This is a genomic window from Lentzea roselyniae, assembly GCF_039537795.1.
Lineage (GTDB): Bacteria > Actinomycetota > Actinomycetes > Mycobacteriales > Pseudonocardiaceae > Lentzea > Lentzea atacamensis.
Genome location: NZ_BAABBE010000004.1, coordinates 34466 through 54253 on the forward strand (window position 1 = coordinate 34466; position 19788 = coordinate 54253).

Below are 19788 nucleotides of genomic sequence, written 5' to 3' on the forward strand. Positions count from 1 at the left end.
ATGGACCTGACTGGGTGGACGTGGCTGAACGAGCCGCGGAAGTGGTCGACCGAACCCCTGACCGTGCACGCCGATCCGAACTCGGACTTCTGGCGCCTCACCGGCAACGGCGTGATCCGCGACAACGGTCACCTCTACGGCGTGACCCTGGCCGGCGACTTCACCATCACCGCGACGTTCAGCGGCGAGTACGCGGCGCAGTACGACCACGCGGGCATCGGGCTGGTGATCGACGGCGAGAACTGGATCAAGGCCGGGGTCGAGGTGTTCGACGGCAAGCTGCAGGCCAGCACGGTCGTGACCAGGGGGTTCTCGGACTGGAACCTCGCGCTCACCGGGGAGTTCGAGCGGTTCACGATCTCCGCCGAGCGGAAGGGGGACGCGGTGTGGGTGCGGTACGGGGTCGACGGTGAGGAACCCACCAAGGTGCTGCGCAAGGCGTACTTCCCGCCGCAGATCGAGACGAAGGTCGGGATCATGGCGGCGAGTCCGGAGGGCGAGGGGTTCGTGACCCAGTTCCACGAGGTCCAGGTCACGCAACTACCGTGAAGTCGTGCGGTTCAAGTTCCTCCTCAGGCCGGGCTGGCTGGCGCTGACCCTGGCTGTCTGGGTGTTCGCGGGTGCCTGCATCTACTTCCTGTCCCCGTGGCAGTTCGGCCGCAACGACGAGCGCCAGGCGCAGAACGCCGCCATCACCAAGTCGCTGCAGAGCGACCCGGTGCCGTTCGGGGCCAGGCACGACGAGTGGCAGAAGGTCGAGCTCAAGGGCCTCTACCTGCCGGAACTGGAAGCGCTCGCCAGACTGCGGACCGTCCAGGGCGAGGCCGCGTTCGAGGTCATCACGCCGTTCAGGACCACCAGCGGTCAGACCGTCCTCGTCGACCGCGGCTACGTCAGGCCGGTCAACGGCATCAAGCCGCCGGACTTCGCCGCCGCACCGGCCGACGAGGTCACGATCGTCGGGCTGGCCAGGCCGAACGAGTCGAACGAGCAGCCCGCGTTCGAGCAGGACGGGCGGAGGCAGATCTACTCGATCAACAACAACGCCGTCGGGCCCGGCATCGAACCCGGCTACTACCAGCTGATCGAGAAGCAGCCGGGGGCGCTCGACACGTTGCCGCTGCCGCGGATCGAATCGGGGCCGTTCTTCTCCTACGCGCTGCAGTGGATCGCGTTCGGTGTCATGGCGGTCGGCGGGTGGCTGTACTTCACCATTCGCGAGGCACGGCCGGGTGGCGTGCTGCACGAGGGCACGAAGAAGCGCAAGAAGTCGATCGCCGAGCTACTTGCGGAAGAAGGCGATGACGGCGCTGACGAGACCAGCCGAGAAGCCGATGACGCGGGACAGCTCGACCGCACGCGTCACGTGACCTGAGTCCGGGTTGCGGCCGTGGCCCAGCACGGGGCGTTCCTCGACGCCGTGCGAGTACACGGTCCGGCCGCCGAGCCTGATCTCCAGCGCGCCGGCGAAGGCCGCCTCGACCTGGCCCGCGTTGGGCGACGGGTGCGCTGAGGCGTCACGGCGCCAGGTCTCCAGCGCTTGCGAGGCGGAGCCGCCGACGACCGGGGCGCCGCCGACGGTCAGCAACGCCGCCAGCCGGGACGGCAGCAGGTTCAGCAGGTCGTCGAGGCGTGCGGACGCCCAGCCGAAGCGCAGGTAGCGCGGGGACTTGTGGCCGACCATCGCGTCGAGCGTGTTCGCCGCGCGGTACCCCAGCAGACCAGGAACGCCGAAGACCGCGCCCCAGAACAGCGGCGCCACGACGGCGTCCGAGGTGTTCTCGGCCACGGACTCGACGGTCGCGCGCGCCAAACCGAGCGTGTCCAGGCGGGAAGCATCACGGCCGCACAGATGCGGCAACCGTGCACGAGCGGCGTCCACATCACCCGAATCGAGCTCGCGGCCCATCGAGGTGCCCTCGGCCGCCAGCGAACGGCCGCCGAGCACCGCCCAGGTCGCCACACCGGTCGCCAGCGCCTGCGTCAGCCAGTGGCGGCGGGCAGCGCGTTCGACCGCCACGCCGAGGGCCACGGTTCCGCCCACCAGCACCGCCGAATACGCGACGCCGGCGGCCTGGGAGTCCGCGTACACGCGCTTCTCGAGTGCCGCGGCAGAGCTGCCGAATGCCGCTACCGGGTGAAATCGGCGTGGATCACCGAACACCGCGTCCGCGGCCACGCCCAGCAACAACCCCAACGCGCGCCCCGCGCCCACGGCATCCTCCCCAGCTCGCTGTAGGCACGGTAGCGCCGCATCACACCAGCGCGCGCATTAGGGTGGCCGGTCGTGGAGCACAAGCGGCTGAAGCTGTACGCCTATCTGGACGCGCGCGATCATCAGCGCACGTACCTGGCGATCATGCGGCTGTTCACCTCCACGCTGCTGGCGGATCTCAGCGCGGGCGAGGTCGCCGGGGCGCTGGCCGGCCTGGAGCGCGAGGGCAGGGTCGAGCAGGGCGAGAGCCGCATCGAGAACGTCATCAACCGCCTCAAGCAGCTGGTCGAGTGGGGCAACCTCGTCCAGGGGCGGCGTGAGGTGGTCGCGGCCAGCATCGCCGAGTTCCAGCACGGCAGCGTCCGCTACCAGGTCTCGAAGCTCGCCGTCCGCGTGCAAAGAGACGTCGACGAGCTGCTCAGGGTTCCCGAAGGCGCCCGCGAGGTGTCCCGCGAGCTGCTCCCCGCCATCGAACGCGGTCTCAACGAGCTGGGCGGGTCGCTGTCCGTCGCGCTGCTCAACGAAGGTGACAAGACCAAGGAGCTCCTGGCCGAACGCGTCACCACCCTGTTCCTGCAGCACGCCGAGCTCGCGGCGACGGTGCGCGACTTCTACGCCTACCTCGGCCAGGTCGTGACGCGGAACCACCTGGCGCCGGACGAGATCGCGGGCTTCCGGAACCTGCTGGTCGAGTACATCCAGCGGGTCGTCGAGGACGTCCTGAAGTACACGCCGCCGATCGCGGAGGCCCTCGCCGGCCTCACCAGAGCCCGGTCGGAACTGCTCAGGCTCCTCGGCACCGACCTCGGCCACAACGTCGAACGCGCCCGCGGCCGCACGCCGGAGGACTGGCAGGAGCTGACGGACTGGTTCGTCGACCGCCCCGGCCGCCCGAGCCAGGTCACGGCGCTGCGGGAAGCCACGGCCCGCGCGATCGGCAGCCTGCTGGCCAGCGTGAAGCGGGCGACGTCCGGCGGCGGCCTCCTCCCGGGACGCCGTGCCGAGCTGCTCAAGCTCGCGAGCTGGTTCGACAACTCGACCCGTGAGGAAGCGCACGAGATCTACGCGTCCGCGTTCGGTCTCTACAGCGCCCGCCACCTCTCCCCCGCACCGGAACACGACTCCGACAACGAGCGCACGCCGTGGCGCGACGGCCCGGTCTGCGACGTGACGGTCTCCGTGCGGTCCCGGGGCGACCGCGGCGCGCGCGGCAGGCCGTCCAGGATTCTCGACGACCCGATGACCGAGCAGTCGCTGCTCGCAGAAGCCCGTGAGGCCGACGAGATCCGCGCGAGGCACGTCGCGGAGCTGACCAAGGCCGCGGGGAACCTGGAGAACACCACGCTGACGCACGGCGCGCTGGAGGTGTTCTGCGAGCTGCTGACGCTCGCGATGGCCCAGCGGGACTCCCCGCAGGACAGCGGATCGGCCAGCGACCCCGTGCGCGGCCTCAAACTCGAGATCGCCCACGGCACCACGACGCAGATCAAGTCCGCCGCCGGGACGCTCACCCTGCACGACGCGACGGTGGCCCTGAAGCGATGAACCACTTGGACAACCTCTCCGACATCGACGCCGCCAACGTGGTGCGGTGCGCCAGGACGTTGCTGCGCAGGCCTTTGCTGCGCAGCGACGGCCCGGACGGCGAGCTGCTCAGCCTCGTCTACCGGCACCGCGCGGTGCTGCAGGACCTGTTCGCGGGCCTGCTCGGCTACCGGCTCGTGGTGGAACGCCGGTTCGCGCGCCTGTACAAGTCCGGCCCCGGCCACGACGACACGCGCGGCGTGCTCAGCATGTCCCCGCGCGGCTACGCCTACCTGGCGCTCACCCTCGCGGTGCTCACGGGCATCGGCCGCCAGACGCTGCTGTCCCGGCTCGTGGCCGACATCCGTTCCGCCGCGGTGGAGGCGGGCATCGACGCACCGGACGACGTGACCGAGCGAAGGGCGCTGACAGCTGCTTTGCGGCACCTCGTCTCCCTCGGCGTGCTGCAGGAGACCGAGGGATCGGTCGCGCAGGACGTCACGCCGCAGGAAGCGCTGATCACGATCGACACGGACCTGCTGGGCCAGCTCGTCACGGGCCCGGTCGGTGAGGCCCAGAGCCCCGCTCACCTCGTCGAGCTCGCCGCCCGGCCCGGACCGCGCGGCATCGAACACGCTGTCCGGCGCAAGCTCGTCGAGACGCCGCTGGTGCTGTACGCGGACCTGCCGGACGACCAGGCCGAGTGGCTGCGCCGCAACCAGCGCAAGGAGACCGCGTTGCTGGAGCAGGCGTTCGGCCTCTACACCGAGTGCCGCGTCGAGGGTGTGCTCGCCGCCGACCCCGAGGACTTCCTGACCGACCTGTCGTTCCCCGGTGTCTCCACGGTCGCGCGCATCGCGTTGCTCGCCCTGCCCGACCTCGTCGAGGACGAGTCGGAGGACCCGCCGGCACGACACGTGGTCGCTGCCGAACGGATCCGCGAGGTCTGCGCCGGCCTGGTCGAGGACTACCCCGCCGCGTGGTCGAAGCAGTTCACCGACGATCTCGACCGGCTGGTCGCCGAGGTGACGGAGTTGTTGCGCCGCATGGGTCTCGCCGTACCCTGCGAGGACGGCTGGTCGATCAGCGCGGCCGCGCACCGGTGGCTGCCCTCGCCCGACGGCGACCCCGAACGAGAACAACCGGAACCCGTTGTGGTGCCTGAAGTACCGAGCTGGTCCCTGTTCGATGAGGAGAACGTGTCATGAGCAGGTGGCGGCTGCACCGCGGCGGCGTGGTCAACATCTGGCAGTACAGCGAGCAGACGTTCGACTTCTCCGGTGGCCGCGCGATCTTCCAGGGCACCAACGGTTCCGGCAAGTCCCGCACGCTGGAGCTGCTGCTGCCGCTGTGCCTGGACGGCGACCTGCGCCAGCTCGGCTCGAAGGGCTTCGACACGGTCAGCATCCGGCGCCTGATGCTCGACGACTACGACGGTGGCCCGAACCGCATCGGCTACGCGTGGGTCGAGCTGATCCGCGAGGCTGCCGACCACTCGGGCAACGAGTACCTGACCTGCGGGCTCGGCGTGAAGGCGTCGAAGACCTCGCAGGCGATCACGGACTCGTGGCGGTTCGTCACGCCCATGCGCGTCGGCGCGGAGCTGCAGCTCGCGGGCCCCGAGCGCGTCCCGCACGGCCCGGCGCAGCTGCGTGACCTCGTCGGCGCGGACTGCATGTTCGAGGAGCCCGCGTTCCGCGCGAAGATCGCCGAGACCGTCTACGGCGTGCCCGCCGCCCGCTACGGCGACCTGCTGCACCTGCAGCGGACGCTGCGCAACCCGGACGTCGGCCTGAAGGTGCTGGAAGGGCAGCTGGAACAGATCCTCAGCGACGCCCTGCCGCCGCTGGACCAGGCGATGGTCGAGCAGCTCGCGACGTCCTTCGACGATCTCGAGTCGATTCGCGAGAACATCGTGCGGTTGTCCTCTGCGGACAGTGCGCTCAGCACGTTCCTCAAGACCTACAGCGACTACGCGTTCGGTGGCCTGCGCAGCGCCTCCGAACGGCTGGAGTCCGCCGAGAAGTCGGTGACGAAGCTGCAGCGCGAGCAGGCGAAGCTCACGCAGGAGCTCGACGTCACGCGGATGGAGCGCGCGGCGTCCGAGCAGGCACTCGCCGACATGGAGACCGGAGAGCAGCAGGCGGAGGAAACCATTGCCGCGCTGAAGGAACTGCCGGCGTTCCGTGACCTGCAGGATCTCAAGACGCGCGAGAACCTGGTGGCGGAGAAGCGTTCTTCGGCGGTTGCCGCGCTCGAAACCGCTCACCGCCAGCGCGCGCAGGAAGACGCCGCCGTCGACAACGTGCTGCGGCTCCTGCGGCGGCTCGCCGAGGATCTCCAGGCCGCCGACGCGCTGAGCGACCCGTTGCGCGAGAACCTGCGCCTGGCCGGCATGGACTCCGACCTGGCGCCGGACGTGCCGCAGGCCCCGCCCGCCGAGGCCACCGTGACCACGGATTCGGTGCGCGCCAAGCCGGATCCCGAGGCCGAGCCGCTGCCGATCGAACGCCGGGTGCCACCCGCCGCGGCAACCGAGGACGTGCTGGCCGCGCTGGCGTCGGTCATCGACCAGACCTCGGGCATCGCTTCCCTTGCCCGCCAGCGGGGTGCGCTCGCGCTGGCGTTGCACGAGCAGGCTCTGGCCCTGGACTCGCAGCAGCGCGAGGTGGAGTCGTTGCGGCAGAAGGCCCGCGACGCCCAGCTCGGCGCGACCGAGTCGACCGCGCTGCGCAACCAGGAGATGCAGGAGCTGGCCGAGGTCGTGCAGACCTGGCTGGAGCAGGTCGAGGCGTGGACGTCCAGCGGCCCGCTGCTCGACGAACGCCCCGCCGAGGCCCTGGTTCTCCCGCAGACCGCCGATCCGGCCGCTGCCAAGGCGTTGAGCACGACGGCCCGCGAGTGGGCAGGACCGCTGGTGCAGGCCGCTCGTGACGCCGCGCACGCGTTCACCCAGCAGCGCACCGAACTGCGGGCTCGTCTGGACACGCTGGACGAGGAGCTCGTCGGCCTGCGCTCGGGCAACGAGCGGGTGCCCGTGCCGGGCCAGTACACGTCGGCGGACCGTGACCCGGCCGTGGGCGCGCCCTTCTACCGGCTGGTGGACTTCGCACCGTCGCTCACCGACGACGAACGGGCGGGACTGGAAGCCGCGCTGCAGGCGAGCGGCCTGCTGGACGCCTGGGTGAGCCCGCAGAACGCCGAGCTGAACGACGTTCTCGCCGTGCCGAGGCCCGCGGTCGACGGGCGTTCGCTGGCCGAGTTCCTGGTGCCGGCCGTCGAGGGCTCCCCGGTGCCCGAGTCACTCGTCGCCGACCTGCTGCGGGCGGTGTCGCTGGACGACATGACCACCACCGGCGACTGGCGCACCGGCGTGCTGACCGGCCGCTGGACCAAGCCGGAGGCCGAGTTCATCGGCGCGGGTGCGCGGGAGGCCGCGCGTGGGCGCCGAATCACCGCCCTGGAAGAGGAACTCGCCGAGCTCCGCACCCAGCTCGGCACCGCGGAAGACGAACTGGCCCGCGCGCACGAGCACGTCGCCACATGGGAGGCGCACCTCGCGGCGTTCCCCGGCGAGGGCGAGCTCATCGCCAAGCACAGCCGGGTCCAGGCCGCCGACGAGTCCGCGGCACGGGCCCAGCAACGGACGTTCGAGCTGCGCGACGCGTTGGAGAACGCCAATGCGCGGCTGGAAGCGGCGCGCAGCGAACTGACCAGGCAGGCGGGTGACGCCGGGCTGCCGTCCGACACCGAGGCGTTGCGCCAGGCCCAGGCGGCGGCCTCGGAAGCCCAGCGGACGGCCGACCTGCTCGGTGACGCGGTGCGGAGGCGTTGCCAGGGCACGATTTCCGACCTCACGGACGCCTCGCACCGCTACCACGAGGCGGTGGCGGACCGGCAGACCGCGGAGAGCGATGCCGATGCCCGGTGTGTCGACTACGCGGCCCAGGCGGGGACGCTGGCGGAGCTGACCGACGCGGTCGGTGGTGAGGCCAAGGAAATCAGCGAGCAGCTGACGCAGCTGGAGAAGTCGCGCAAGAAGATGCGCGAGGACCTCAAGGGTGTGCGCGAGAGCATCACGACCGCGCGTGAGCAGGCAGCGAAGCTGGAAGCGTTGCTGGAGACCAACTCCACTCAGGTCGCCGAGGCCACGGAGGCGCTGGAACGCGCCAGGGCCAGCTTCCAGGCGACCGTGCGCGCACCCGGCCTACTGGCCGCAGCCTTCCCCGAGGCGCCGGAGGAAGCGCTGGTGCGTCAGGCCATCGCCGACGCGGGTGACCGTCGTGGCGGCACCGAGGCCACCGTGATCGCCAAGCTGCAGGCGTTGCAGACGTCGCTCGCCGGCAGCCACGACATCGCCGCCGAGCAGCACGCCGGCCTGCTGACCGTCACGGTGACCGGCGAGGAGGGCGCGAAGCCCGTCGCCGTCGCCGCCCGCCAGGTCACCACGAAGCTGGCGGAGCAGCGCGGGTTCCTCGACGAGCAGTACCAGGGGATCTTCGCCGACTACCTGATCCGCGACCTCGCCGAGTGGCTGCGCGGCCAGATCACCGTCGCCGAGGACCTCACCAAGCGCATGAACGAGGTCCTCTCCCAGGCCCGCTCCAGCCAGGGCGTGCACGTCAAGCTCGCGTGGAAGTCGTCCAGCGCGCTCGACGACCAGACGAGGCAAGCGCTTGCGCTCGTGCGCCTCCCGTTCGGGGAGCGCACGCCCGAGCAGGACGCCACGCTGCGGCGCGTCTTCACCGAGCGCATCGAGAACGAACGCGACACGCACTCCGGCGGCTACGCGGAGATCCTGTCGCGGGCCCTGGACTACCGGACGTGGCACCAGTTCACGGTGACCGTCGCCGACACGGGCCCGGACGGCAACCCGCGCGAACGGCGACTGCGCCAGCTGTCGTCCGGCGAGACCCGCCTGATCTCGTACGTGACGCTGTTCGCGGCCGCGGCGAGCTTCTACGACGCGGTGAGCGACGAGTTCGACCCGCTGCGTCTCGTGCTGCTGGACGAGGCGTTCGAACGGCTCGACGACCCGACCATCGCACGCATGCTGGGGCTGCTGGTCGACCTCGACATGGACTGGGTGATCACCTGGCCGAGCGGCTGGGGCGTGTCGGACAAGATCCCTCGCATGCACATCTACGACGTGCTGCGGCCCAAGAACGGCCGTGGTGTGGCGTGCACGCAGACGACGTGGGACGGTGCCGCGCTGGACCGGGTCGACCCCTGATCAGCCGTGCCAGTCGCGGAGGTACTCGGGGAAGTCGATGTCCTCCGCGGCGTCGTTGCCGATCATCCGATGGCCCGCGGTCTTGGTGTATTCGGGGCTGTGGCCGAAGACGACGCGCAACGGCTGGTCACCGTAGTCGGCGAGGAACTTCCACAACGCCCGCGTGAGGTCGGAGTTGCGGGAGTTCTGGCTGCCGTCGTGGAAGTGGTCGACTGTGCGGTCCTCCCGGCGGATGGGCTTGCCGAGGCCGAGCTGCACCCGATGGGCGTCGCTGACCAGTCACGCTGACTCACTCACGTCTGCTCCTCATCTCTCACCTGGGCGGGAGCCGCTGGCCCAGGTTGTACCTGCCGATCTCCCAGCCGTTGGAGTCCCGAACGACCACGACGACGTCACCGTATTTGGTAGCGCGCGGCCTTCTGCTCGAAACCCGCCACCCACTCGTCGAGTCCGCGCTCGACGTCGGCCGGATCGCTCCGAACAGGTTCACCCCCTGTGTCATAGCGCACCCTCCCCATCGCGCAGCGTTCCGAGACCGGCCGTCAGCGGAAGGCGGCAGCGGAAACCTGGTGCCGTGGCAGTCAGCCTTTGCCCCGTGTTCGGCGGTCAGACGGCCGCGAGGTGGCCCGCTGAGCGCCGAAGACGCGGCGAAGGTTGGCTGTCGCGGCACTAGGGTGAGGGCGTGAACATGGACGAGCCCGCGCTGGCGGAGTTCTGGCGCCTCGCCCGCGAGACGATGGAGGGCGGCGGCCGCTCGGCGTTCAGCTTCCGCGTCGAGGACGCGCACACCGCCACCGTCCTCGGCGAGCTGCTGCGCAAACCTGTCACGCACCCGGCCCGCCGGCAGATCTCGTTGGCACGCCTGGACGAACACATCCGCGCGCACGGCAGCACGTTGCCCGAGGTGCTGGAGTCCGTGCACGGCAGGCCGGTCGGCATGTCCACGTCCGAGGAGGCCTCGACCGCGGACGCCGTGCTGAAGTTCGCCTTGCGGGAGCACGGGTTGCTGCACGCGCCGTGGGCCGCCGAGTGGATCGAGCACGTGCGGAGGTACGGCAAGATCCCGCAGCCCGCGCTGCCGATGATCGCGAACCAGGCCGCGGCGATCCTGGCCGGGCTGAGCGCAGAACCCCGGCGGTGGACGACCCGCTTCGCCTTGGCGGGCAACGACCTCGACGACGGCCGCCCGCTGACCCGCGTTGTCCAGAAAGCCCTGCAGCTCGCGGGCACCGACTGGGAACGCTCCGGTGTCCTCCCCGACGCGTACTCCGATCCGGTGCTGACGTCCGAGGGTTACCTGACGCTGAACGACACCCTCGAAAGCCAGGAGGTGCTCGTCGTCCGCAGCCCGCGGCTGCTCGAGTCCGGCGTGCCCGGCCCGTTGATGGTGCTCCCGAACGGCCTGACCCCGCAGGCCAAACACCACCTCGACGGCAAGACCGTCCGCTGCCACAACGACTTCACGCCGGACGGCATCCGCGCGGCCAACGAGATCCTGGCGTGGACCGGCGGCACGGCTTGGCGGATGTCGGCGGCCGACTACCGCGAGGCCGTCGCCACGCTGATCGCGCGCGGCGTCGAGCTGCCGACGTTGAACAGCCGCCCCTCCGACGCGAGCTGGGATCCCGATCTTGCCGAGACCATGGCCACCACGGGACTGATGGTCACCGAGGAACACGTGCTGCCGTCACTCCTCTGACGGCGCGAACCTCTTCACGTCCCACCGGCCGTGCCCTTCGAGCAGCTTGCGCCCGATCCGCCGCAGGTCCGCCAGGTCGCGCTCGTTCAGCAGCCCGGTGAACTCCTCGGCGAGCGACGCCCGGTACACCCTCGCGGTGCTGCCGAGGCACGCCTCCTCGCCTTCCGGCGTGAGCACCGCGTAGACCTGCCGCCGGTTGTCGGGCGGCTGCTCGCGCGTGACCCATCCGCGTTTGACCAGCCGTTCGATCAGCCGCGTGACGCCGGACGGGCTCACGTCGAGCAGCTCGGCGAGCTCCAGCATCTTCAGCCGCCCGCCGTTGTGGTGCAGCTGGTAGAGCGCCACGTGCTCCAGCAACGAACACCCGGCCTCCGCCTCCATCCGCTGCCCCATCGCGGCCTTCACCGCGTCGACGCCCTGCTGCACGTACAGCCACGAGTAGATCGGCTCGGTCACGCACCCATCCTAAATCATGTTTGACACCGGGATGTTTTCACGCTCAAATGTTGAGCGTGAAAACTACTGGGGACATCACCGTCGTCGGCGCCGGACCGGTCGGCCTACTGCTCGCCTGCGAACTAGCCCTCCAGGGCGTCCGCACCACCGTGCTCGAACGCCTCACCACCCAAGCCGACACCATCAAGGCCCAGATGATCAGCGGCCGCACCTACCAGATGCTCGCCATGCGCGGCTTCGGTTCCGCCATCGACGCCGTGAGCGAGGCGGAGTCCGCCCGCCTCGCCTGGCGCCCCACCGGTGCCACCGGCCACTTCGCCGGACTGTTCAAACTGGACGGTCTGCCGCTCGTCATGCTGACCCAGCAAGCACTCGAACGAATCCTCGAAGCCCGCGCCCTGGAACTGGGCGTCGAGATCCACCGCGGTGTCGAGGTCACCGACCTCGGCTTCGACGCGGGCTTCATCGTCGGCTGCGACGGCGGCCGCAGCACCGTCCGCAAGCTCGCGGGCTTCGACTTCCCCGGCACCGGCCCGACGCTCACCGGCTACCAGGCGATCGTCGACCTGGAAGGCGACCTGCCGCGCGGCTGGCACCACACCCCGACCGGCGTCTACGCCTGCGGCCCGCTCCAGGGCCGCATCATGACGATGGAGTACGACGGCCCTCCCGCCACCCGCGACGCAACGCGCGAAACGCTGGAAGCCAGCCTGCGCAGGGTCAGCGGCCACGACGTCCGCATCACCGCCGTCCACACCGCGACGGTCTGGACCGACAACACCCGCCAGGCCACCACCTACCGCCGAGGCAACGTCCTCCTGGCGGGCGACGCGGCCCACGTCCACTCGCCGTTCGGCGGCCAGGGCCTCAACCTGGGCCTGCAGGACGCCCTGAACCTGGGCTGGAAACTCGCGACCGGCGACGACGCCCTGATCGACACCTACACCACCGAACGCCACCCGGTCGCGGCCCGCGTCCTGCACAACACCATGGCCCAGGTCGCCCTGACCCGCCCCGACCCGCACTCCCGCGAGCTGTACTCGCTCTTCGCCACCCTGCTGGACCTCCCGGACGTCAGGAAGCACATAACGGCGATGGTCCAGGGCACCGACATTCGCTACGACACCGGCAGCGACGACCCGCTCGCAGGCACGTTCGTCCCCGGCCTGGACCTGTCCGACGGCAAGGGCACGTCGATCGCCCTGGACGGCGCCGAGGCCACGGTCCGCCCGGACGGCTACATCGCCGAGGTGACCCGGTGACAGGCGCCTGATCCCGGAGCGTCAGGCGTGCGTTCGCCGGGAGTCCTCGCCAAGATGGCGGTCATGGCTCTCCGAGGGCACGCATGAAACCGCATCACTGGCCGTTCGTCGCGCTGGGTGTGTCGGCCGTCGCCGCGATCACCGCCGTGGTCGTCGTGGGCAGCAAGTCGCCCGCAGTCAACATGCCGATCCTGTTCGGGATCCCGCTCGTGGCGACGTACCTCGCTCATCTGGTGTCGAAACGCGCGCCGAACAAGGTGCTGTTCGAGTTCCGCGTCGACCCCAGGCCCAGCTGGTACAACGACGCGGTCGAGGTCACCACCAACGGCCTGGAGATCACGGCGATGTCCGGCGGCGGACGGATGGCCTCCACCGGACCGACCAGGCTGTCCTATGGGTTCGACGACCTCCTCGGCATCAGCACGCGGCAGGCGGTGCCCGGCGAGGCGCCCTGGATCACGCTGACCGACGGTCGCGGGCTGCCCGTGCCGGCGGGCGACGTCGTGGTGCTGCGGACGACCTCGGGCGAGCAGGTGCTGCCGGTCGAGGACCCCCAGAAGTTCGTCGCGCTCGTGCGAGCACGGGTCTCGGGACTGCCAGAGGTTCACTCCACCCCCGTCGTGCAGACCGACAGCCACCTCGACGAGGTCGGCGAAGGTCCACCGCCAACCGGGGAAAGGACCACTCCGGTCGAGGGCCCGGCTGTGTCGCTCACCGGGCCACCGCTGGCGGTGCGCTGGCTGGCCGGGGCGACGCTCGCGCTGGCCGGAACCGTTGTGCTGCCTTCGGTTGCGCTGCTCACCACGCCCGGTGTGCCGTGGGCCGTGCTCACTGCCGCAGGTGTCGCGGGCGTGGCGTGGGTGCTGAACCGGAACGTGCCGTGGGTCTGGGGCAGGGTGGCGTTCCTGTCGGTGCCGATCAGCGTGATCTGGTTGATCGGCAAGGGCGGGTACGTCTGGATCCCCGTCCTGCTGGTGCTGTGTCCGATGCTGGGATACCTCGGCGGACGGATGTTCCGGCTGGGCGCCAACCTCGGCCGCAACGTCGAGGTGCGGGTGCCGTTGCGCGACGGCTCATCGCTGTACGTGCAGCGAGATCGCCTGGTGCACAAGCCGAACAGGGCACACGCGACGGGTTCTTACCCGCAAGCCGTGTGGCTCGGTGACATCACGCTCCTGCAATCGGGCACCACGCCGGATGTGCATCCGTGGCCGACGCCAACCGGCACCACGACGTTCGTCGGCCAGAATCCGTTGCTGCGGCTGGTAGCGCGGCCGCAGCAGTGGATCCTGCCGGCAACTCAGGCCGGTGAGCTCGCCGAGCTGATCCGGTCCCGCGGTGGCACGCCGGCGTCGCCCACCCGGATGTCGGTCGAAGAGTGGCGCGAGCTGCGGCAGTGGGCCGTGCGGCGGCAGGTGGGCTTCATGCAGCAGACGGTCGGGATCGGCAAGGGCGCCTTCATACCGGCCGGCATCGGGTGGCGGCTCTTCGCGGCGGCGTTCACCGGCCAGTTCGCCTGGATCTTCCTCTACCTCGGCAGCACCGGCGTCGACGTACGGGTCGGAATCCTGATCTCGGTGGTGCTGACGGCGTGGCTGCTGGGCGACTGGTGGCGGGTGCGCCCGAGGATGCGGGTCGCCGAGCACAACGCGCTGCCGCCGGGTAGCCGGGACTGGGGCGAGACCCGTCCGGATCACGCCCCACTTCCCGGCTGGCAGCCCTGGCGGTGACTACTTTCGCGGCGGCGGGTCGGGTAGATCGAGGTGCCCGACCATCCGCGGTGGGTTCGCCCCGGACTTGACCTGGTAGTCGCTGTCCTCCTGATCGTTGACGTTGTTCGGCCCACCCGCGCCTGGGATCTTGCTCGCGTTCTCGGACCCCCAGCCACCGTGGTACGGATTGCCCTCGGTGTTGGCGCGCGTCGTCGACCCGTCGGGCGTCGTGTAGGTGTGCCCCTGCGTGTTCGCTCCGCTGGTCGTGCGAATGCCGGTCTCCGGATCCGTGTGGGTCCCGGTATCCCAGGTGTTCGACAGGCCCTCGTGCCTGTTCTGCACACCTCCGAGCGCACCACCGACGCCGCCGGAGATACCGCCGGACAGGATCGCCGAACCGAAGTCCTTCGCCTCGAACTTGCCGTGATAGACGTTGTTCAGCACGTTGCCGCCCGCACCCGAGACGGCGCCTTCCACCGCGCCACGGCCAGCAGCCGCCAGGAAGTTCTTCGACGTGTTGCCGAGCGCGGCGCTGCCCGCGCCGACCGCACCACCCGCGATGCCCGCGGCGACACCCGCGACGCCCGCGTCGACCGTCTTGCCGACGTCCCAGGACTTCCGCTCACCCGTCGCGAACTGGATCGTCTGGATCGCGGCGTCGACACCGACGTTGATCGCGACGTTGAGGATGATCTGCTTGATCAACTGCTGGAAGAGCATCTGGACGAAGGTGCGCGTGGCCACCTGCGCGATCGGGATGCCCGCGGTCGACGCACCGAACGTGGCCACCGCCGAGGCGATCATCGCGGCGATCTGGGCGGCCAGGATGATCAGAGCGGCGATGATGCTGAGTTTCGTGTACTCGACGCCGAGTGCCGCGTTGTCACAGCCTGAGGCCAGGTCGGTGCACAGCTGCTGCAGGTTGACCAGGTAGGCGTCGCCCTCGGTGTACTTCTTCCAGTACTCCTCGAACTTCTCGGCGGTCTGCCCGCGCATGCAGCCCAAAGCCGCTTTCGAGGCGCTGTTGCCGTCGTTCAGCACCTCACCGATCGACTTGGCGGCGGCCTCCCACGCGTCCCGCATGGCGCGCAGCTTGGTCTCGTCGCCCTCCGGCCACGACGCCCCGACCACGATGGGCGTGAGCCATTGAACAGCGCCCGGAATCTCGATGCCCACGGCTCACTTCCCTCCCAGCGACTTGGCGCCACCCTGGTCGACGGCTTCCCAGGTGTCGGCAGAGGCGTCCAGACCTTTGCGGATCGAGTGGATGCCCTCTGCGACCAGCGGAATCGCCTGGCGTGCCGACTGTTCGAGCGGCAGGTAGGACTTGGCGAACTCCTGGCCCGCCTCGTCGTTGCCCCAGCAGCCGTTGTTGGCGTCGAGCACGCCCCGCAACGTCTCCCACGCGGTCTGCAGCTTGTCGCCCGCCGCCGAGAACTTCGGCGACGCCGAGCGCAGCGCCGTCGGGTCGACCTCGAAGCCGGTCACCACTGACCCCCTCGGCGGTCCATGAAGGACTCCGGCGGCTCGTCGTCGTCATGCTGCTGCGGTTTCGGCTGCACGACGGGCGGCGGGGTCGGGATGAGGTCCTTGAGGGACGGCATGCCCGGGAACAGGTCCGGCAGGTCGGGAATGCCCTCCTGATAGGGCGCGAGCGCGGCGTCGGCCTGCTCCCGCGCGGAGAGGGCGGCCTTCTGGATCGTCGCGACGACGCTCTGCGCCAGCTTCTCCGGGGTGCTGCGTTCGAACGCGGCCGGCGCGAACTTGACGTCGGTGACGATGCCCCCGGCGTTGACCGTGACCTCGACCAGGCCGTCCTGCGAGGTCGCCCTGCCGACCTTGGCCATCGCCTCGGCCTGCGCCTCTTTCAGCTGCGCGGTCTGCCGTTCGAGGTTCGCCAGCATCTGGTCGACCTGGCCGCGCAACGCCGCGTTGCGCGCTTCGAGCTCAGCGTTGTTCACGAGCCCCCCTCACTCTCGGTGTGATGTGCGCTACTAGACCACACCGGATGAGGCTAATTGGCGCAACCTGGTCGCACCGCCGAATCAGCTGAACGGATGTCGTGTCACCCGCTGTGGCCGGCCGCCGCCCAGCTCTGCAGCATCCGGAACGCGATCGACGAACCGCCCGCGAGCCCGAGCCCCGGCACGCTGCCGGGCACCTCGATGGCCTGCCGGACGTCGGCCCGCGACACCCACCTGGCCTCGGCGATCTCCCCTTCGGCCAGCACCAGCGGCTCCGAGGGATCGGCCACGGCCTCGAAACCGATCATCAGCGAGCGCGGGAACGGCCAGGGCTGACTGCCCAGGTAGCGGATGTCCCGGACGGCCACGCCGACCTCTTCGAAGATCTCGCGCGCCACGCAGGCCTCGAGCGACTCACCGGACTCGACGAACCCGGCCAGCACAGAGAACCGGCCCTCCGGCCACTCCGGCCCGCGAGCCACCAGCACCTGGTCCGCCCCGTCGTGCACGAGGCAGATCACCGCGGCATCGGTGCGCGGGTACTCCTCGCGGCCGCAGCCGGAGCACACCGAGATCCAGCCCGACTTCTCCAGCACGGTCGGCGAACCGCACTTGGCGCAGAACTTCGCGAGCCGGTGCCACTGGAACAACGCCGCCGCGGTGGTGAACAACCCGGCCGACATGTCGTCCAGGGTCGCCCCGGCCTGCCGCAGGTCGAGCCACTGCGGCTCGTCCGTCAGCTCCGGCGGGCCCCACGCCCGCGAAGCCGGCACCTGCTCACCCTCCTCCGCCGGCGTCAGCACGGCGAAGTAGGCCACTCCGTCCTGCTCACCCAGCAGGACGGAGCCCGGCGGCGGTTCCTCTCCGAACTCCACGGCCGGCCGGTCGACGACACGGGTGCCGCGCTCCGCCACGAGCGTGCGTCCCCGCGTGTCGACGACGACCATCCTGGCCTTGGGCCACAGCGCGGCGATCCGCTCGGAATCGCCGCGCAACGGCTCGCACCTGTCGATCACGAATCTCGACAGCGCGGGCAGACCGACCAGATCGAAGCTCACTGGAACGAGACTCCACCCAGCGCGGAGAGCTTCGGCTTGAGCAGCTCGGCGTCACCGACCAGCACACCGGTGAAGTTGCCGGGGGCGAAGAACTCCAGCGCCGCCGCGGCCACCTGCTCCGGCGTGACCTTCTGCAGCCGGGCCGGGTGCTCGACCAGCCAGTCGATGCCCAGCCCGAGCGCGACGAGGTTCACCAGGAACGACGCCAGACCGGACTGCGACGACGTCGTGGTCAGCAGCGTGCCGATGGCGTACCGGCGTGCGACGTCCACTTCGGACTCCGACGGCGGCACCAGGCCGAGGCGCGCGAGCTCGTACCGGGTCTCCAGCAGCGCGGCCGCCGTCACGTCGGACGCCGTGTCCGCGTCGATCAGCAGCGTGGCGCCGTGGACGGTGAACTCGGGGTGCGAGCGGGCGCTGTAGGTGTAGCCCTTGTCCTCACGGATGTTCTCGACCAGCCGGGACGAGAAGAACCCGCCGTAGACGAGGTTCGCGAGCTGCAGCGCCGGGTAGCGCTCGTCGGTGCGCGGAATCGCCTGCGCGGCAAGGCGGATCTGCGACTGCACGGCACCGGCGCGGTGCACGAGCAGCACGTCGCCACCGGAGACGGGCGGCAGCGGCGGCAGCTGGACGGCCTCGCCGTCGCCCTGCCACGCGTCCAGCGCCTCGCCGATCTGGGCCACGGCTTCGGACGGCTCGACGTCGCCGACGATCACGAGGACCGAACCGCGCGGCAGCAACGCCTTGCGGTGCAACGCCAGCACGTCGTCACGGGTGACCGCGGCGACCTCGTCGGCCTCCGGCATCTCCTTGGCGTACGGGTGGTCGCCGTACAGCAGCTTCTGCAACGCCTCGCGCGCGATCACGTTCGGCTGCGAGCGGGCGATCGCGATGCGCTCGACCAGGCGGGACTGCTCGCGCTCGAGCTCCTCCGCGGGGTACGACGCGGAGGTCAGCACGTCGCGCAGCACGTCCAGCACGGTGCCGAGGCCGCTGGCCAGCGCGTTGCCGGTGATGCTCAGGCGCTCCGGGTCGACCACGGAGTCGAGCTCGCCGCCGACCAGCGCCAGCTCGGTGTCGATCTGCACGCGGGAACGGGACGCGGTACCGGTCAGGATCGTGTTCGCGAGCACCTCCGCCTGGGCGGAGTGCTGCGAGCCGGCGCTCGACGTGGCCGGGTCCGCGAACGGGACGCGCAGGCGCACCTCGACCATCGGCACGGTGGCGCGCTTGACCGCGATGACGCGCAGGCCGTTCGGCAGCACGGTGTCCACAGTGGACAGGTCAGCGGCCGCCTTCTGCACACCCAGCTCGGGCAGCGGACGCGGGCCGGTGGGGGTGCGACCGATCTCCTCGGCGGAACGGTGGGTCTTGGCCGAGGTCACTGGGCTCCTCCGGTGGGCTTGACGAGAAGAAGGGCGCGGGCGTCGGGACGCAGCGCCTTGGCTGCGGCGGACACCTCGTCCACGGTCACCGAGGCGATCCGCTCGGGCAGTTCGTAGATCAGCTCGGCGCGGCCGAACAGCAGCTCCGCGGAGCCGAGGCCCAGAGTGCGGTTCGTGAGCCGGTCGTGCTCCTTGTGCATGGTCGACGCCCAGCGGGCCGTGACCTTCGCGAGCTCCTCCACCGACGGCGGCTCCTGCGCGAGCTTCTGCAGCTCCTCGTCGATGGCCGCGACGACCTGGTCGGCGGAGACCTCGGCGGTGTGGATCGCGGTGATGCTGAACGTGTCCGGGTCGCGGGCTTCCAAGGGCCCGAACAGGCCGCAGCCGGCGTTCAGGTCGATCACGATGCCCTCGCGGTGCACCAAACGCTGCTGCAGGCGCGAGCTGTCGCCGTCGGTCAGCACGCCGGCGAGCACCAGGTACGCGAGGTAACCGTCGATGTCGGTGACCGGGTCCGGCACGCGGTAGCCGATCGCGATAGCGGGCAGCGGGGCCAGCGCGTCGCCGTGCTCGTGCCGCACCTCGCCCTGCGGGGCGGGCTCGGCGAACGAAGGGCGCTCCGGCTTCGGCCGCGCGGGCACGTCGCCGAAGTGCTTCTCCACCAACGCCTTCGTGGCCTCGACGTCGAGGTCGCCGGCCACGGTCAGCACCGCGTTGGACGGCGAGTAGTAAGTGTCGAAGAACTCCGCGCAGTCGTCGACGGTGGCGCTCTCCAGGTCGACGAAGTCGCCGTAGCCGTTGTGCGCGTTGGCGAACGTCTTGAACAGCACCGGCGGCAGGAGGATCCAGGGGAACCCGCCGTACGGGCGGTTCAGCACGTTGAGCCGGATCTCCTCCTTCACCACGTCGATCTGGTTGCGGAGGTTCTCCTCGGTGATCTTCGGCGCGCGCATGCGGTCTGCCTCGAGGAACAGCGCCCGCTCGAGCGCCGCCGAGGGCAGCACCTGGTAGTAGTCGGTGTAGTCCGGGTGCGTGGACCCGTTGAACGTGCCGCCCGACGACTGCACGTGCCGGAAGTGGGCCAGCTTCTCCAGGCTCTCGCTGCCCTGGAACATCAGATGCTCGAACAGGTGCGCGAACCCGGTGCGCCCCTCCGGCTCGGAGCGGAAGCCGACGTCGTAGTGCACGCTGACGCCGACGACCGGTGCGCTGGCGTCGGGGGCGAGCACCACCCGCAGGCCGTTGGGCAACGTGAACCTGTGCAGTTCGGGTGAGGCCAT

General features: G+C 70.3%; 17 protein-coding genes. 8 read left to right on the forward strand and 9 right to left on the reverse strand.

All coding sequences use genetic code 11. From position 1 onward, the window contains the following. Complete coding sequence (locus ABFX45_RS07655; RefSeq protein WP_346128649.1) at nucleotides 1-549, forward strand: DUF1349 domain-containing protein; 549 nt, start codon at nucleotides 1-3, stop codon at nucleotides 547-549. A 4-nt stretch (nucleotides 550-553) separates the two neighbouring features. Next, complete coding sequence (locus ABFX45_RS07660) at nucleotides 554-1375, forward strand: SURF1 family cytochrome oxidase biogenesis protein (RefSeq protein WP_346128651.1); 822 nt, start codon at nucleotides 554-556, stop codon at nucleotides 1373-1375. On the opposite strand, the gene ABFX45_RS07665 is transcribed toward ABFX45_RS07660, so the two are convergent. Further along, nucleotides 1283-2215, reverse strand: a complete 933-nt coding sequence (locus ABFX45_RS07665) for a cobalamin biosynthesis protein (RefSeq protein ID WP_346128653.1) — start codon at nucleotides 2213-2215, stop codon at nucleotides 1283-1285. The two genes, ABFX45_RS07660 and ABFX45_RS07665, sit on opposite strands and share 93 nt — an antisense overlap. Nucleotides 2216-2287: 72 nt before the next feature. Between ABFX45_RS07665 and ABFX45_RS07670 the strand changes: the two genes are divergently transcribed. The 3 genes from ABFX45_RS07670 to ABFX45_RS07680 are packed head-to-tail and all read left to right on the forward strand — an operon-like array spanning nucleotide 2288 to nucleotide 8972. Next, entirely contained in the window at nucleotides 2288-3760 is a 1473-nt protein-coding gene (locus tag ABFX45_RS07670) for a DUF2397 domain-containing protein (protein WP_112228744.1), read from the forward strand. Next, on the forward strand, nucleotides 3757-4947 hold the full coding sequence (locus tag ABFX45_RS07675) for a TIGR02678 family protein (protein ID WP_346128656.1): 1191 nt from the start codon (nucleotides 3757-3759) through the stop codon (nucleotides 4945-4947). Before ABFX45_RS07670 ends, ABFX45_RS07675 begins: the two co-directional genes overlap by 4 nt. Next, the gene (locus tag ABFX45_RS07680) at nucleotides 4944-8972 is read left to right on the forward strand and encodes a TIGR02680 family protein (RefSeq protein WP_346128658.1); all 4029 of its coding nucleotides are present in this window, start codon (nucleotides 4944-4946) and stop codon (nucleotides 8970-8972) included. The genes ABFX45_RS07675 and ABFX45_RS07680 overlap by 4 nt, the downstream gene beginning before the upstream one ends. Here the strand turns inward: ABFX45_RS07680 and ABFX45_RS07685 are convergent, their stop codons facing one another. Further along, nucleotides 8973-9230: a hypothetical protein gene (locus tag ABFX45_RS07685; protein WP_109632633.1), complete on the reverse strand. Its 258-nt coding sequence runs from the start codon at nucleotides 9228-9230 to the stop codon at nucleotides 8973-8975. A gap of 430 nt (nucleotides 9231-9660) precedes the next feature. Between ABFX45_RS07685 and ABFX45_RS07690 the strand changes: the two genes are divergently transcribed. Then, nucleotides 9661-10671, forward strand: a complete 1011-nt coding sequence (locus ABFX45_RS07690) for a DUF2399 domain-containing protein (protein ID WP_346129104.1) — start codon at nucleotides 9661-9663, stop codon at nucleotides 10669-10671. Here ABFX45_RS07690 and ABFX45_RS07695 read toward each other — a convergent pair. Further along, nucleotides 10660-11127 (reverse strand): MarR family winged helix-turn-helix transcriptional regulator, encoded by a 468-nt coding sequence (locus ABFX45_RS07695; RefSeq protein ID WP_109632628.1) that lies wholly within the window; start codon nucleotides 11125-11127, stop codon nucleotides 10660-10662. The two genes, ABFX45_RS07690 and ABFX45_RS07695, sit on opposite strands and share 12 nt — an antisense overlap. Nucleotides 11128-11183: 56 nt before the next feature. Between ABFX45_RS07695 and ABFX45_RS07700 the strand changes: the two genes are divergently transcribed. Continuing rightward, nucleotides 11184-12389: an FAD-dependent monooxygenase gene (locus tag ABFX45_RS07700; RefSeq protein ID WP_346128661.1), complete on the forward strand. Its 1206-nt coding sequence runs from the start codon at nucleotides 11184-11186 to the stop codon at nucleotides 12387-12389. Between the two features lie 83 nt (nucleotides 12390-12472). After that, the gene (locus ABFX45_RS07705) at nucleotides 12473-14119 is read left to right on the forward strand and encodes a hypothetical protein (RefSeq protein WP_346128663.1); all 1647 of its coding nucleotides are present in this window, start codon (nucleotides 12473-12475) and stop codon (nucleotides 14117-14119) included. Here the strand turns inward: ABFX45_RS07705 and ABFX45_RS07710 are convergent, their stop codons facing one another. The 6 genes from ABFX45_RS07710 to ABFX45_RS07735 form a co-directional block, all read right to left on the reverse strand. Beyond that, nucleotides 14120-15277 carry a WXG100-like domain-containing protein gene (locus tag ABFX45_RS07710; RefSeq protein WP_109632621.1) on the reverse strand — a complete coding sequence of 386 codons (1158 nt, stop codon included), beginning with the start codon at nucleotides 15275-15277 and terminating at the stop codon, nucleotides 14120-14122. A gap of 3 nt (nucleotides 15278-15280) precedes the next feature. Continuing rightward, nucleotides 15281-15589 carry a WXG100 family type VII secretion target gene (locus ABFX45_RS07715; protein WP_170154757.1) on the reverse strand — a complete coding sequence of 103 codons (309 nt, stop codon included), beginning with the start codon at nucleotides 15587-15589 and terminating at the stop codon, nucleotides 15281-15283. Then, nucleotides 15586-16062: a YbaB/EbfC family nucleoid-associated protein gene (locus ABFX45_RS07720; RefSeq protein ID WP_109632616.1), complete on the reverse strand. Its 477-nt coding sequence runs from the start codon at nucleotides 16060-16062 to the stop codon at nucleotides 15586-15588. Before ABFX45_RS07720 ends, ABFX45_RS07715 begins: the two co-directional genes overlap by 4 nt. Before the next feature lie 104 nt (nucleotides 16063-16166). After that, nucleotides 16167-17123 (reverse strand): NAD(+) diphosphatase, encoded by a 957-nt coding sequence (gene nudC / locus ABFX45_RS07725; RefSeq protein ID WP_109632613.1) that lies wholly within the window; start codon nucleotides 17121-17123, stop codon nucleotides 16167-16169. After that, nucleotides 17120-18508 carry a M16 family metallopeptidase gene (locus tag ABFX45_RS07730; RefSeq protein ID WP_109632611.1) on the reverse strand — a complete coding sequence of 463 codons (1389 nt, stop codon included), beginning with the start codon at nucleotides 18506-18508 and terminating at the stop codon, nucleotides 17120-17122. The genes nudC and ABFX45_RS07730 overlap by 4 nt, the downstream gene beginning before the upstream one ends. Further along, nucleotides 18505-19788, reverse strand: a complete 1284-nt coding sequence (locus ABFX45_RS07735) for a M16 family metallopeptidase (protein WP_112228753.1) — start codon at nucleotides 19786-19788, stop codon at nucleotides 18505-18507. Before ABFX45_RS07735 ends, ABFX45_RS07730 begins: the two co-directional genes overlap by 4 nt.